We start from the raw sequence: 15357 nt of genomic DNA, 5'->3' as shown, positions 1-15357 counted from the left end.
CCGGCCGCCGTGGTGGCGGCCGGATATGATAGACCGAAAACCTACTGTAAAAGACCGTTTGCTTTTTCTTCCGCATCCTGCAGCAGCTGTGAAGCATCACCTTCACCGGCAACCGCCCGGGCAAATGCATTGATGAATGCATCCCGGATCTCAGGCCAGTTCTGGATGGGAGGGAAAATCACCGATCCCTGGGACACTTCCTGGGCGCTCATGATTCGAGCCGCGGTGGATGGTTCTCCATCGCCCTTGCTGAAGAAGTCATCTTCCAGTGAAGCACGGGTTGAAGGAACAATGGAACCGGCATCCTTGGCGAACACCACCTGGTTCTCGTTGTTGGTCAGGAACTTGGCAAATGCCAGAGCGGCTTCGGGATGTTCACTGGATTCCGGAACTGCAATGTTCATAACCGCAATATTGGATTTTCCTCCGGTTCCCCGAATCTGAGGACCGACGCCGGTGTTTTCATACACTTCCGCAGAATTTTCCTGGATCATTCTTGCGTGGCTTGTACCGCCGAAAAACATTGCAAGCTCTCCGGAGCTGTAGAGCTGGATGGCTTCGCCGGTTCCGGATTTTGAGGTGAGGGTTTCGCTTGGAATGAGACCTTCTTCAAGCATGGTTGCGTAGTATTCCGCTGCTTCCCGAACTTCCGCAGTATTGAAATTTGCTTCTGAGAAATCCTCATTGAAAAGCCGTATGCCCATTCGTTCCAGCTCTTCCATAATAAACTGATCATTAAAGAAGGTCATATAGCCGTATGCGCCGGTGCTTTCTTTGATTTCCCGGGCATACTCAAGCAGTTCGTCAAAGCTCTCTGGGGGATCTGCGGAATCGAGTCCGGCTTCCTCAAAAAGAGCTTTGTTGTAATACACCATATTGCTGGTAATGTACCAGGGAAGGGCGAAGATTGTATCTCCGTAGCTGCTGGCATTCCAAGTGCCTTCAAAAAATCTGCCCTGCACATCCGAAGCCTGGTCGGACATATCCACTAGCAGGTCGTTCTGTGCAAGTTTTTGACTGAACGGAAGGTTCAGGTTCGCCACATCGGGAAGAGTGTCACTTGCCGCGGCGGTGAGAATTTTGGTTTCCATATCGCCCCAGGGCACATCGACCCAGTTTACTGTTACATTGGGGTTGGCCGCTTCGAAATCAGAAATGACACCGTTCAGATAGTCATTAAAACGCGGAGCAAGGCTCATTGTCCAGAATGTAATTTCCGCAGCTTCATCCACCGAAGCCCCGGATTCACCTGAACCGCTTTCCTGACCGCCCTCGGCAAAAATCATGGCGGCTGCCAGCAACAATACACATCCTATAAGGATCTTCTTCATATCGCTCTCCTCTTTGAGTGATTCAACGTTGAATCAAATGGTAGAAGCAGTTATGATCCATGTCAAGATTTTTTTATGAAATCCCGGGATTTTAGGGGAATTTTCGGCTTTACCCCCACATTTCGCCGGATATCGGCGAAATTGTTTGACCTCTCACCATGATAGTTCTATAATTCGCCTAGTTAATCGTTGAACCAAACATCAGGAGTACACCATGCAGGCTTCTCAAAACACGAAACGAAGCACCCTGAAAGATATTGCCTCTCGTGTTGGAGTCAGTCCCAGAGCCGTATCCTCCGCATTAAACGGAACCGGCAGGGTATCACCGGCAACCCAGGAAAAAATCCGCCGGGTTGCCAAGGAGTTGAACTACCGGCCCAACACCGCCGCCAGGGGCCTGGTGCAGAACCGCAGCTATTTGCTGGGAGCCCTCTTCCCCTATGCCAACGTCAGTTTTTTCAATGACATCATCAGCGGCATTGAAGAGAAATGCAACGAGTTTGAATATGATATGCTCCTGGGAAACGCCAACCTTCTGGATGAAAAGGATGAGCGTCCCGCACTTATGCGAATGATCAACCGGGGAGTGGACGGTATTCTCTGCGCCCCGGATTACCGGGAAATCGAACTGTTCAGATCTCTGGAGTCTCAGGGCATTCCCACAGTTCAGGTTATGACCAGAATCGAACAATCATCACTTCCCTTTATCGGGGTGGATAACACCCGGGGCGGATATCTTGCCACCAGACACCTGATGGAACTCGGCCATGAAAAAATCGGATTTCTCAAATCCAACCGGCTGCATTACAGCGAGATTGAAGACAGATATGCCGGATACATGAAGGCGCTGATCCAGTCAGGCATCCGCCTGGATATCGACGAGTACAGTCAGGCCTGCGATCAGACAATTCAAGGCGGCTACGAAGCAACCCGTGAACTGCTCAAGCGCAGACCGGATATAACCGCCATCGTATCACCCACAGACTATGCGGCCATCGGAAGCATCAGGGCATGTCTGGAAACGGGCAGACAGATTCCGGAAACTATTTCTGTAATCGGCTACGACGATTTGAGCATCGCCGGCAACCAGATCGTGTACCCCCTTACCACCGTCGCCCAGCCCAAACGGGAAATCGGGCTACAGGCCTTCGACATGCTGAAAATCCGAATGGGCGGCGGAGATTGCGAAAACAGAATCCTGGAACCCCGGCTGGTTATCCGGCAGACCACCGCATCTCCCGGCTGAGCCCGCAGTTCATGCCGATCATCCACATCCCTGAAAGCACGGGGCACTCAGCACAGAGGATCAAAACTACGAGTAATCGAGGTACCGGCTCATGAAACAACAGATGCAAACAGATATTGCCGTGATAGGGGGCTCAGCCTCCGGGGTTGCCGCCGCAATTCAGGCCGCCCGCATGGGGTGCAGGGTTCACATTCTGGAGGAGGGGCCCTGGGTGGGCGGTATGCTCAGCGCTGCGGGAGTGAGCGCCATAGACGGAAACCATGAGCTGCCCTCGGGCCTCTGGGGTGAGTTCCGCAGCAGACTCCGGGAACATTACGGCGGTCCCGGGGCTCTGGAAACCGGGTGGGTCAGCAACACCCAGTTCAATCCCCGGACGGCGGAGAACATTCTGCGTTCCATGCTGGAAGCAGAGCCCGGAATTCAGCTGCATACCGGCTGCAGCATCGACTCCATGGAACAGGTCAGCGAACAGGGCCGGATTCGCATCGCCAGCATTCAGTTCACCGGCAGTGACGGCCAAAGCTGTCTTCTCCGGCCTGAGACCCTAATTCTTGCGGATGAATTCGGCGATTCGGTGGAGATGGCGGGCCTTGAGTGGCACGGGGGACTGGAGGGGAGAACGGCCTATGGAGAATCCATCGGCCCGGAACATCCCCTGAAACATCCCCAGGATCTCACCTGGACTGCAACCCTGGAAGCAAAGGGCGAACTTGAGTTCTCCCACACCTCCCCTTCGTCAGTCCTGAGCGGTGAGTTCGCCGGTCTTTTGGGGAATCCGGAAATATCCTGGGAACGCTTTCTTAATTACGGGAAGCTACCGGGCAAGTATTACATGCTGAACTGGCCCATTGCCGGAAACGATCTGTATGGTGATTATTTTTCCCCCGGGGCCCGGCCGGATATGTTTCGAAGAGCCAGGGAAAAAACTTTGAGACTCATAAAACTGATCAACAGCCAGCTGATATCCGGAGAAATCGTTCCCGCAGAGCATATCTACCCGCTGACAGAAACTAATGATTATACGCCGGGACTGGCCCTCATCCCTTATATTCGGGAATCAAAACGGATTTACGGACTTCAGACCCTTGCCCTCAATGATATTCTGGAACCTGATTCGAGCCCCCTCACCACCTTTGCCATCGCATCGGGAGATTATCCCCTGGATCACCACCGCAGTCAGGATCCGGATGATCCGGAGATCCGGTTTCCCCGGATCCCCCCGTTTTCCCTGCCCTACGGCTCCCTGATTCCAAGGGACGGAGTCAACATTCTTGCGGCGGAGAAATCGGTTTCGGTAAGCGGACTGGTAAACGGCTGCACCAGACTTCAGCCTGTGGTGATGCAGGCGGGGCAGGCCGCAGGGGCGGCGGCGGCATTATGTGTACGGCAGAACACCACTCCGGCGCAGATCAACGTCCGTGAGCTCCAGTCGGAACTTCTGGACGGGGGCGTCTATCTTATGCCTTCCCACAACCTTGCCCCGGACGACAACCGATTCAAAAAGATACAAAAGGTTCTTCTCACCGGAGGGGGAATTCTGAGAAGAGAAAGCGTTAACTGGGCAAACCGCGGTTATGTGGATAATCCGGATAGCTTGTTTAAAAAGGAGATACCATGGAACAGCCTATTCCTTTGAGCAGGGGGGAAGCATACAGAACTCAATTGCTGGACGATTGCATCCCCTTTTGGATGAAACATGGACTGGATACAACATACGGCGGGTTCATGACCGGACTGGACAGAACGGGAAAGATCATTGAAAGCGATAAATCCGTCTGGTTCCAGGGACGGGCCGGCTGGACAATGGCAAACGCCTATCTCGCGGGGGGCCGGAAAGATGCCGCCCTTCTGCAGGCGGCGGAATCCTGCATAACCTTTTCCGACCGGCACTGTTTCGACTCAGACGGAAGAATGCTGTTCCGGGTCACACGGGACGGCAGGAAACTTATCAAGCGCCGCTATTCATTCAGCGAATTCTTTTCTGTTATTGCCAGATCATCACTGGCCATTGCCAAAAACGATCCGGCCCTGCTTGATGATGCATACCGCTTATTCAGATCCACTCTGAATTATCTGAGGGATCCGAACCGGGGCAATCCCAAAGTGGACCCCGCCACCCGTTCCAGCCTGGGACTGGCACAGCCGATGATAGAGATCAACGTAGCCCAGGAGCTCAGGGAAGCGTTTCTGATTCTCGGCTCGGATACCTCTGAAGAGATCGAATTCTGCACCCGGCTCATCCGGGAAAATATCAGCATAATTCAGACCAATTTTGTCCGTCCGGAATTTGAAGCTGTTGTGGAACAGTGCAACGCCGACGGATCCCTTCAGGACGAACATTTTGAGGGACGGCTTATCAACCCGGGACACAGCATTGAGGCGGCATGGTTTATCCTCCGTGAGGCCGATTACCTGAAATCCGGCCACGGGGGAATGCATTTTGCTCCCGCCAGCCCCGGATCAGGAGCTCAGGGGACAGATCAGGCCGCAGATACGGCAACAGATAAGGGCGCAGCTGGGAGGGCAGAAACGAAGCCGAAGGACAGCTCACCCCCTCAGGCGGATATGCTGATTGAGCTGGGAGTCAGAATTCTCAACTGGATGTGGAATATCGGCTGGGATGAGAAACACGGTGGCCTGTGCTATTTTGCAGACCTTCACGGTCATCCTCCCTTTGAATACTGGCACAACATGAAATTCTGGTGGCCCCACAACGAGGCAAGTATTGCCCTGCTCTATGCCTTCCTGCTCACCGGCGATCCCCTGCACGCTCAGCGCTTTCATATGCTGGATAGCTGGATTGATACCCGTTTCCCCGACAGGGAGCACGGAGAGTGGTTCGGGTACCTGAATTTCGACGGAAGCATTTCCACTGATCTGAAAGGAAATATGTTCAAAGGCCCCTTCCACATTCCGCGAATGCAGATGTGGGGATGGAATTTGATCCGCCGCCTGCATCATACTGAGTAAACGGGTTTCCAAAGGTCTTGAGACCCGCCTATTCCGTTTTAAGGAGCACACCATGCCGCTGACCTTCGACATGCCGCTGGAGGAACTGCAGAGTTACCGGGGTTCCGGCCCCGTTCCCGCCGATTTTCATAAATTCTGGGATGCCTCCATCAAAGAATCCAGGAATCATGATGCCCGGGCTGAAATTGCATCTGCCGGATTTTCAAGCTCGGCTGCGGATTGCTTTCACCTCTATTTACGGGGTGTTTCCGGCGGCAGGCACCATGCCAAGCTGCTGCGGCCGAAAAACGGCGGCGACGGTTCGGCACTGCTGTTTTTTCACGGATACAGCATGGAGAGCTCCGACTGGGTGGATTATCTGCCCTTCGTTATGGAGGGGAAAACCGTCGCCGCCCTGGACTGTCCCGGACAGGGAGGGGAGTCGGAGGATGTTCTCCGGGGGAAGGGCAGCACCCTGCAGGGACATATTGTCCGGGGGGTTGAGGATGCCATGGCAGGCGATCCCCGGGCACTCTACTATGTGAATCTCTTTCTCAACAGCGGAGTGTTCGCCGATGCGGTGGGTGCACTTGAGGGAGTTGATCAGGGGCGAATTTCGGCCAGCGGTTGGAGTCAGGGGGGAGCGCTGACCCTGGCGGCGGCAGCGGTGCGCCCGGAGATTCAGCGGGCGGCAGCGGTATACCCCTTCCTCTGCGATTACCGGAGGGTGTGGGAAATTGATCTGGCCCGGGACGCGTATGAAGGGATTCATGATTATTTCCGGCACCGTGATCCCCTGCACAGCCGGGAGGAAGAGTTTTTCACCGCGCTGGGCTATATCGACCTGCAGAACTTCGCCTCCCGGATCAAGGCGGATACCCTCATGTTTACCGGTCTGACCGACACCATCTGCCCGCCTTCCGGCCAGTTCGCAGTGTTCAACCGCATCGAATCCCCCAAAGAACATTGCATATATCCCGACTTTGCCCATGAAAATCTTCCCGGCGCCCGGGACAGAATTTTCTCCTTTCTCTGCGGATATGAATCCTGACCGGTTCTGCCGGGCTGCGCCTCTTCAGGCCATGGAGACCCGGCACATCCGGTATTCCGGCGCAAAATCCCGTATATTGTGGCCGGAATCCGCCTCAGCCTCTGGTCATTTGTCCAGTCATGTGCAATACTCTGCGGACTTCCGGCAGAAGGGCCGGAGGAAATAACCAATTACTTTCCCATCACGTTTCTTTCTGAAAGCATGTGCAGACACACGCCATGTGCAGTCGGGAATGCCGGCGGGCATGTCCTGAGATGTATGCTTCCCTGATCTACAATCTACAGACAGCATGTGATAGCTCCGATACGCCCATACGGGCTGAATACGCTTCGGATACATATCCGGCGGAGAAATTTGGTGGTCAGGTAGCGAAGGATACATAATGACGTTTTCAGATTTTCAACTGGATGAGCGCATTCTCAGCGCACTCACAGATATGGGGTTCACTGAACCCACAGAAATTCAGCAGCAGGCCCTGCCTCTTCTGATGGAACATCCCGCACGGGATTTTATCGGACTTGCACAGACCGGCACGGGAAAAACCGCAGCATTCGGCCTGCCCCTCCTGGAGGTCGCCCGGGCAGAGGAAACCACTCCCCAGGCGCTGATTCTTTCCCCCACCCGGGAACTGGCTCTCCAGATCAGCGATGAAATGAACAAATTCAGCCGTAATCTCACCGGCATCAGAATCACCACAGTATACGGCGGTGCAAGCATCAGCGATCAGATCCGGGAACTGCGCAGGGGCTCGCAAATTGTTGTGGCCACCCCCGGCCGCCTTGCGGACCTGATTCGCCGGAAAAAGATAGACATCGGCAATATTACCAATCTGGTTCTGGATGAAGCGGACATCATGCTCAATATGGGGTTCAAACAGGAACTGGATGAGATTTTGGAGCAAACCCCTTCGGCCAAGCGGGTTATTCTGCTTTCTGCAACCATGCCGCCTGAAGTAGCCCGGATTGCCGCCACCTACATGGAGAATCCCAGCGAAGTGAAGGTGGGCACGAAAAACGCCAGTGCGGATACCATCAGCCACAATTACTGCATGGTACACAGCAAAGATAAATACCACGCATTGAAACGCCTGCTGGATTCACACCCGGAAATTTACGGAATCGTATTCTGCCGAACCAAGGCAAGCACCCAGCACATTGCAGAACACCTGATCCGGGACGGCTATAATTCCGCTCCCCTCCACGGCGACCTTTCCCAGGCTCAGCGGGATCAGGTGATGAAAAACTTCCGGAACGGCGGAACCCAAATCCTGGTAGCCACCGATGTTGCTGCCCGGGGCCTGGATGTGGACCATCTCAGCCATGTAATTCATTACGACCTCCCGGATGAGCCGGAAAACTACGTTCACCGAAGCGGACGGACGGGACGGGCCGGCAGAACGGGACACTCTGTGGCCATCATCAACATGAAGGAAAAAGGCAAAATCCGCAGAATCGAACGGAGCATGAACGGCACAATCGCCCGCATGCGGGTGCCCGACGGCCAGGAAATCTGTGAACATCAGCTAATGCACCTGGTGGACCGGGTTCACAACGTCCAGGTGGATGAAAGCAGGATTGCAAAATACATGCCCATCATTGAGGAAAAACTGGCAGCTCTGGACCGGGAGGAATTGCTGAAACACTTTGTTTCCCTGGAATTCAACCGCTTCCTGGATTACTACAAGGATGCCGGCGACCTCAACCCCAGCGAGCACGCCAGGGAGTCGGGCAGATACGACGACCGGGACGGAAGACGGGGCAGAGGCAGAAGAGATAATGCCGACAGAGGCGGCCGGGACCGCCGGGACGGCAGATCGGATGACAGGCGGGACGGCCGAAGGGGAAGCAAGGAGAAGCCGTTCAGCAAAGACGGTCCCCGGGCGGAATCCTTCGATATAATCTCAGTGAATGTGGGCAGGAATGACAAGGTTCTTCCGCCCCAAATCATCGGAATGGTGAACGAAGCCACCAAGCTCAGGCACATAGAAATCGGACGGATCGATATTGATTCGGCCAGCTCCAATATGATGGTGGATTCCCGCTACAGCTCCATGGTAGCAGGCGCCCTGGATAACTATCAGTACCGGGGAAAAACCATTTCCGCCAAAATTGTCTCCTCCGGATCCGGGCGAAAAAGCGGCTCCGGTTCAGCACCCTCCGGCGGCAGGAGCGGCAGAAAAGGCGGCAAACGGGGCGGCAAGAGATCGGAAGCCCGAAAGAAGAGCGGCCGAAACTAGTCGTACCGGCCCGGCTCTTAATATCCCCGGGGAATATCCACCACATACTCACGGATATCACCCCGGGAAACTGCCTCCAGCCGCTGGAAAAGAACCCTCAGTGCATCTTCGGCGCCGGTAAGGCCGGCTACATGGGGGGTAATGACCACATCTTCTCTATTCCACAGGGGGGATTGGAGCTGCAGGGGCTCCTTTGGAAACACATCAAGAACTGCCCGGCGGATCTTTCCGGCATTCAGTGCCTGCAGGAGAAGATCCTCCCGGATCACCGAACCTCTGCCCGCATTAATAAACAGTGCCCCCTCCAGACGGGACACAAACTCCTCATCCATGAAGCCTTCCGTCTCTCCGGTATGGGGAAGAATATTAATGACGATATCCGCCCGGGCCAGCACTTCGCCGAGCTCCTCTGCATGAGGACTTCCGGAGCGCAGATCCTCCGGTGTATAGACCGAAACAAAGCCCTTCCGGGCACCTGGCGTCCTGGCAAGTCCCCGGACCCGGCATCCCATCCCGGTAAACACTGAAGCGATTCCCGACCCGATATCTCCAGCCCCTAATATAAATATCCGGGAATCGGCCAAACGACATGGAGAATGCTGTTTCCACTGCCTGTGCTGCTGCTGGCGGGCATAGATCCGGTGATTCTGCATGTCCGCAAGGATATGACCAAGGCAGTATTCGGCGATGATGGGACCGAAAACCGAAGTAGTTCTGGTGAGCATGGGTCGGTCCTTCCCGGCCACCCCCTGCAGCCGGGAGACAAAGTCCTCCACTCCCGCCCCCAGGGCATGAATCCAGTTCAGTTTTTCCGGCTCAAACAAAGGGGGCGGACGAAACGCAGCCAGAGCGTCCGCCCAGTCATAGTCACCGCTTCCGGGACTTCCTTCAGTGAAGAAGCGGAATTCCGGCTGTCTCAATCCCGAGGTGCCGTCCCTGTCAACTTCAGGCCGATATCCGGAAAAAACAGACAGAACCGAGGGAAGGAGCTGTTCCATTTCTGCTGCTATGCCGCCCACCACCAGAATCCGTCTGATTGCGGGCCGGGGTCTATAGTCTGCATGTAACGGGGAATCCTTCATGAACACAGTATACGGGCCATGGGCGTGTGAGTAAATTCCTGAAATATTCTCCTCTCGTGAATAGTAATTCGTGGTACACTCGTTTGATGTACGAAAATGATAAGCTTCCAGCCTTTTTTCACCAGATTCGGAGGGCCGGGTTCCTCACCCTCTCTCTTGTTCTGCTCTTTTTCCTGAGCTCCTGCGCCAGCTCACCGGAGATTCAGAACAGGATTTCAACAGATGATCTCATTGCCGACTTCCTGGAGGGCACCCGGCCTGCTCAGGGCGACCTCCTTGATCTTCCCTCTGACTATCTCTTTCAGACCGGGGACTATGAGGCAATACCCGGCGGAGAGAACGGTCTCAGGGACATTCTTCTGGTGGTTGAACCCTCACAGTGGAACCTCCTGCTTTCCAACTACGATGCCAACCCCCAGAATGAACGGTATATTGCCGGGGAAATGTATTTCCTGGACGGCGAAGTCAGCCGCCGCCTCACGGGGATCGGGCTGCGGATCCGGGGCAACACCTTCAGCAGGGTCAAACCGGAAAACGCCCGGGTGCACAACAGCGGCAACCCGGATTACAACCAGGCTCATTACCGCCTGAAAATGGACTATCAGACTAACCAGGAATTTCATGGTCAGGAGAACCTGATTCTCAAGCGGGCCAACGGAGATCCCAGCTATATCCGGGAACGCCTCGCCCTGGAACTGATGAGAGATTTCGGGGTTACCGGAGTTCAGCGAAGCACCCATGTGCGTCTTTTCCTTCTCATTTCCGGCGACGATTCTATTTCCTACCACGGCGTGTATCAGCTGATGGAAGCCTTCGAAAAGGAACTGCTGAAAGACCGCTACGGTTCAAATGACGACGGAGATTTGTGGAAATGCCTCTGGCCCGCAGGTCTTGATGAACAGGATCCCTCTGACAAAATGGGGCTGGAAGATCCGGACAACGGCATCTCCTTTCCCTATGATCTGAAAACCAACAAAGACGAACTGGACCGGGCGAAGGCTGAGTTCACCCGTTTCATTACCCGGCTGAACACCCTCAGCAATGCCGAATTCCCCGCCTGGGCGGAAGAACACATCGCCGTGGACACCCTTCTCCGGGCAGCGGCGGTGGGAACTCTCATCGGCAGCTGGGACGACTACTGGATCAATCAGAATAATTATTATCTCTACAATGATGAGGATTCGCGGTGGCACTACATCCCCTACGATTTGGATAACACCTTCGGTACCGCCGCCATGGTGGATCCCGCCGAAATGGATATATTCAATCCTGATGCAGTGGAGCCGGGAAGCCGGCCTCTGTTCCAGAGAGTGCTGAACGTTCCCGAGTACCGGCAGCGCTACGCCGAATATATTCTTGAACTCCTGGACGAGGACGGCGGTTTGCTCGCGGCCGGGGCGGTGCTGCAGCGGATCACCCCCTGGATGGAAGAGATCAGCGGACATATTGCCAACGACACCGGAGATAACATGGAGCTCAGTGACCACACTGCGGACTGGTCCCAGTTTGAAGACTACAGTCTGGGTTTCAGTGAGCAGGAGGATCGGATCAACTTCTTCCGGCAACGGAGAAAAACCGCCCTGGAGGATATCTCCCGGCTCTATCCCGAACTGATAGATCAGGAGGGGGAGTAGAGCCATGTTTTTCCACGACAATCCCCTGTTTCTTCAGCTCCTGCTTCGATTTGTGATTGATATTTCGGTGATATCCGTTCTGGTGTTTCTGATTTTTTTCCGACACTCCCGGCGACGGAAAAGTTTTTTCAGCTTCGTGGTATTCAATATTGTGATTTTTTTCACCGCCAGCTTTCTCAGCCGGGTTCAGATAGACACCGCATTCGCATTCGGAATCTTTGCGGTGCTTTCGGTCCTGCGCTACCGCACCCGGCCCATCGCGATGAAAGAGATGACATATCTGTTCGTCTCCATTATTCTCGGGGTACTGAACTCAACCCTCACTTCCGGGCTCCATATACTGGAAATTCTCCTGGCCAATATATCAATCCTGGGAAGCATTTATCTTATGGAAGCAATATCCTGGCAGCTGAAAATCAAACGTCAGAGTGAAGAGGAAGCTGAACAGAATCTGCAGGTCTAGTCGGAATCCAGCAGATGGTTCCACAGACTGACCACATAGTGGATGGGCATGTGATCACTCATGTCCATCCCCGCTTTTTTTTCCAGGGCAGATAAATACGCCGACCATTCCCTTCGTGATCGTTTAAAGTGGGATACCAGCCTGCGCCACCACCCTTTGGCGATCCCGGAGATGTTTTTTCTCCGCTTTGTCTGCCTCCGGTACATCTTTTGAACCATCGCTTTTTCCTTCTCCAGCGAAAAGCGGGGCCTTGAAGATTTCAGCACTCCCCTGTCATCGATATAGATCAGCGTTCCCAGATCGCTGAAATTCAAATTGATTCTGGGAAGATCCGGGGGCACCATGGGGATGGGGTCAAGCTTATGCTCAACCCGGAATACCTGACGGCCTTCCGATTGACGGACAAACTCTCCGTCGCCGATCCTCGGCGCACCGTAGATATACAGGCCCGCCGCCCGGGGTATCAGGGTGAATGCCAGGGCCGCCAGTGCACCTCCCAGACTGTGACCGCACAACCAGAGGCTGCGCCCGGTGTCCTTGTTCGGGGTGGGCCCGCCGACTCCCACGCCGGCATCTTCCGCTGCAGGCCCATCCCCGGTCAAAGACCTGAGAAATGACTGCAGACCTTCTTCACCGTCCTCCGTATCTTCCCATATCTCATAAAGAGCATCCCGGAAGCCACGGTGGACGTTTCCACCGCCCTCAAACTCCACGGGAAATGCATTCAGGTCGGTAATCAGCTCATAGAAAAACGAAATGCTCCGCATTTCCGTTCCCCGGAATGCGGTGATCACCGTTTCATCGTTCCAGGCAACCATGCATTCCGTTCCCGTCCCCTGGAAAAACCGAAAACCCGGGAACCCAGCCAGCTTCAACGCCATCCGTGCAAAACCCGGATGACAGTATGAAAGGAAGGACGCCTCCGACAGCCACCACGCATTTGCCGGGGAAAATTCCCGGGCTTCAGGTTCAAAGGGTTTGTTTTCAGCCCCCTGAAAATATTCATAGTCCATACTTGGGGGAACCATGGAACTGCGGTCCATGTTTTCAACAGATTTCCGTTCTTTCATTCTCATACTCTCAATTCAGACATCTTTCCACCCCGCCGGCGGGGGTATGCCGTTTCATCATGCAGCCATTCCCGGCATTGGCCGGGCAGCGGCTTTCAACATATTTCAGGCTTCTCATTCTCCGTTGAAGCGGCTATGATATATTATATAGTAAAATCCCGAGTTCCGGGGAAACCGGAACATACCCATGAAGACCATGCGATAGAGGTGCACAATTGGCAGATCAGCTGAAATTCAGTCCCCGTCAAAAGACAACCATTACCGCCGCCATCACCCTGGCCGCAGCCCTGGGCATTATAGCCACTGCAGTACTGGCCCTGCTGGGGCTTTCCCGTTTTGTGGCTGCGTTTCAGCAGGTGCTCATGCCCCCGGTACTGGCGCTGTTTCTCGCCCTCCTGCTCCAGCCGGTCTTCGATTTGTTCATGAAAATCAGCCGGGGTTCACGGGTTGCGGCCCTGATTCTGCTGTTTCTTGCAGCGGTGATTCCCCTGGGGCTCCTCATATGGCTGGGAACCGTGTATGCGGTGAATCAGATTCCCCGGCTCATTGAAGATCTATCTGCCCTCCTGCCCAGCATGTGGGAAACTGTTCAGAGTCTATTTGCCGGTGTACAGAGCATACTTGAGCAGATCGGGCTGGAAAGCCGGCTGGACGAAGTATTCAGCAACCCCGGAGACCTGTTCTCCAGCAGTCTGAACAACATCTCTACCGCAATTACCGGATCGGCCCAGGGGCTCGCGGCATCCATAACAGATATTCTCGCATGGCTGGTAACGCCGGTATACCTGGTATTTTTTCTCCTGGCACCCCCCTTCGATATCCGTATGCTTCACAAGTTTCTCCCCTTCCTGAAAAAACGCACCCGGAAGGATGTGGTGTATCTTGCGGATCAGTTCATCAGCATACTTCTGACCTTTTTCCGGGGTCAGATTATCATTGCACTTCTCCAGGGCATTCTCTTCGGCCTGGGTTTCGCCCTGGTGGGACTTCCCTACGGAGCGGTTATCGGCTTTGTACTGGGACTTTTGAATATTATCCCCTACCTGGGAAGCCTGCTGGGCATGGCAGTAGCCATTCCCATGGCATTGTTCAGCTCAGGGGGAGGAATCGGTCTTGGTCTTCTGGTGCTGCTGGTGTTCGCAATCGTCCAGGCCATAGAAAGCTATCTGCTTACTCCCCGGATTATGGGAAACAGAACCGGGCTGCACCCGGCTCTTATCATATTCTCAATATTTTTCTGGGGCACCGCTCTGGGGGGAGTGTTCGGAATGATGCTGGCCATCCCCCTCACCGCCTTTATTGTGGTGTTCTGGCGGCTTCTGAAGAAAAAGTACATTCAGGAACTGATTTAAACCCATTCCTGGCCGAGCAGTTCGCCCTCTATGGAAACCACCATTTTCTTTACCGGAACCTTCCGCCGGGCCCGGGATACTGCGGCCTGTGCAATTTGAAGCAGCCCTCCGCAGCAGGGAACTTCCATCATCAGCACAGTGATGGTATTGATTCCGGCTGAATCGATCATGGCGGTCAGTTTCTCAAGATATGATTCCATTCCCTGATCCAGTTTGGGACAGGCGATGGCCAGGGCCTTGCCTTTCAGAAAGCGCTGATGAAAATCTCCCACCGCATATGCACTGCAGTCCGCCGCCAGCAGAAGGTCGGCATTCCGCAGATACGGTGCGGAGGGGTTCAGCAGATGCAGCTGTACCGGCCACTGGGCAAGCTGGGAAGAAGCCGGAACATTGCCGCTGTCAGGAGTACTCTGAAACGTGGCCGCATTTTGTCTGAGGGTCCGGGCCGCCGATCCCGGACAGCCTCCGCCGGCGGGGGTCATGTCATGCTGTACCTCAACTCCGGATTTTCCCACTGCGCCCATTTTCGGCCCCATTTCCTGCTCAATTTCCAGATTGATGCCTGCTTCCGCCAGCACTCCCATGGCCTGGGCCAGAAAGTCCAGCTCCCCGTGATCTCTGAGGTGGCTGAGGTGAGCACGGATGGTGTTCATTCCCGCCGGAATAATATTTTCCTTCATTACTCTCACCTCATCGTAGGCCGGAGCATCCTTTTTCACCACGGTCATGGCTCCGGTGGGGCAGTGTCCCACGCAGGCTCCAAGACCGTCGCACATCAGCTCGCTGATCAGCCGTGCTTTTCCGTCGACAATCTGCAGCGCACCCTCATGGCAGCCGGGTACGCATTCCCCGCAGCCGTTGCACAGATCTTCATCTATTTCGATAATATCACGTATCATGTATACACCTCCGATTAACGCCTCGATTCTACCCTCAGCCCATG

General features: G+C 54.6%; 12 protein-coding genes. 8 read left to right on the top strand and 4 right to left on the bottom strand.

Annotation, left to right across the window (positions count from 1 at the left end; genetic code table 11):
- Nucleotides 1-41: 41 nt before the first annotated feature.
- On the bottom strand, nt 42-1331 hold the full coding sequence (locus L21SP2_RS02515; protein WP_024266891.1) for an ABC transporter substrate-binding protein: 1290 nt from the start codon (nt 1329-1331) through the stop codon (nt 42-44).
- A 214-nt stretch (nt 1332-1545) separates the two neighbouring features.
- Here L21SP2_RS02515 and L21SP2_RS02510 point away from each other — a divergent pair, with 214 nt between their 5' ends.
- From L21SP2_RS02510 to L21SP2_RS02490, 5 genes are all read left to right on the top strand, one after another.
- On the top strand, nt 1546-2577 hold the full coding sequence (locus L21SP2_RS02510) for a LacI family DNA-binding transcriptional regulator (protein WP_024266890.1): 1032 nt from the start codon (nt 1546-1548) through the stop codon (nt 2575-2577).
- Nucleotides 2578-2668: 91 nt separating this feature from the next.
- Nucleotides 2669-4213, top strand: a complete 1545-nt coding sequence (locus tag L21SP2_RS02505; protein WP_081719423.1) for an FAD-dependent oxidoreductase — start codon at nt 2669-2671, stop codon at nt 4211-4213.
- Nucleotides 4192-5547: an AGE family epimerase/isomerase gene (locus L21SP2_RS16745; RefSeq protein ID WP_024266888.1), complete on the top strand. Its 1356-nt coding sequence runs from the start codon at nt 4192-4194 to the stop codon at nt 5545-5547. The genes L21SP2_RS02505 and L21SP2_RS16745 overlap by 22 nt, the downstream gene beginning before the upstream one ends.
- Before the next feature lie 52 nt (nt 5548-5599).
- Nucleotides 5600-6577: an acetylxylan esterase gene (locus tag L21SP2_RS02495; protein WP_024266887.1), complete on the top strand. Its 978-nt coding sequence runs from the start codon at nt 5600-5602 to the stop codon at nt 6575-6577.
- 382 nt (nt 6578-6959) lie between these two features.
- A complete protein-coding gene (locus L21SP2_RS02490; protein WP_024266885.1) occupies nt 6960-8813 on the top strand; it encodes a DEAD/DEAH box helicase in 1854 nt (617 codons plus the stop codon).
- 17 nt (nt 8814-8830) lie between these two features.
- On the opposite strand, the gene L21SP2_RS02485 is transcribed toward L21SP2_RS02490, so the two are convergent.
- The gene (locus L21SP2_RS02485; RefSeq protein ID WP_144082900.1) at nt 8831-9895 is read right to left on the bottom strand and encodes a D-2-hydroxyacid dehydrogenase; all 1065 of its coding nucleotides are present in this window, start codon (nt 9893-9895) and stop codon (nt 8831-8833) included.
- An 86-nt stretch (nt 9896-9981) separates the two neighbouring features.
- Between L21SP2_RS02485 and L21SP2_RS02480 the strand changes: the two genes are divergently transcribed.
- Entirely contained in the window at nt 9982-11529 is a 1548-nt protein-coding gene (locus L21SP2_RS02480) for a CotH kinase family protein (RefSeq protein WP_024266883.1), read from the top strand.
- 4 nt (nt 11530-11533) lie between these two features.
- Nucleotides 11534-11992, top strand: coding sequence for a DUF4956 domain-containing protein (locus L21SP2_RS02475; protein WP_024266882.1), 459 nt, complete (start codon nt 11534-11536; stop codon nt 11990-11992).
- On the opposite strand, the gene L21SP2_RS02470 is transcribed toward L21SP2_RS02475, so the two are convergent.
- Nucleotides 11989-13062: a lipase family protein gene (locus L21SP2_RS02470; RefSeq protein WP_169730409.1), complete on the bottom strand. Its 1074-nt coding sequence runs from the start codon at nt 13060-13062 to the stop codon at nt 11989-11991. The two genes, L21SP2_RS02475 and L21SP2_RS02470, sit on opposite strands and share 4 nt — an antisense overlap.
- Nucleotides 13063-13277: 215 nt before the next feature.
- Here L21SP2_RS02470 and L21SP2_RS02465 point away from each other — a divergent pair, with 215 nt between their 5' ends.
- On the top strand, nt 13278-14414 hold the full coding sequence (locus L21SP2_RS02465; protein WP_024266879.1) for an AI-2E family transporter: 1137 nt from the start codon (nt 13278-13280) through the stop codon (nt 14412-14414).
- On the opposite strand, the gene L21SP2_RS02460 is transcribed toward L21SP2_RS02465, so the two are convergent.
- Nucleotides 14411-15313: an ATP-binding protein gene (locus tag L21SP2_RS02460; protein ID WP_024266878.1), complete on the bottom strand. Its 903-nt coding sequence runs from the start codon at nt 15311-15313 to the stop codon at nt 14411-14413. The two genes, L21SP2_RS02465 and L21SP2_RS02460, sit on opposite strands and share 4 nt — an antisense overlap.
- Nucleotides 15314-15357: the final 44 nt, after the last annotated feature.

It is taken from the genome of Salinispira pacifica (assembly GCF_000507245.1).
Lineage (GTDB): Bacteria > Spirochaetota > Spirochaetia > DSM-27196 > Salinispiraceae > Salinispira > Salinispira pacifica.
The sequence above is the reverse complement of the archived record's forward strand: the minus strand, read 5'-3'. Positions and strand labels throughout refer to the sequence as shown.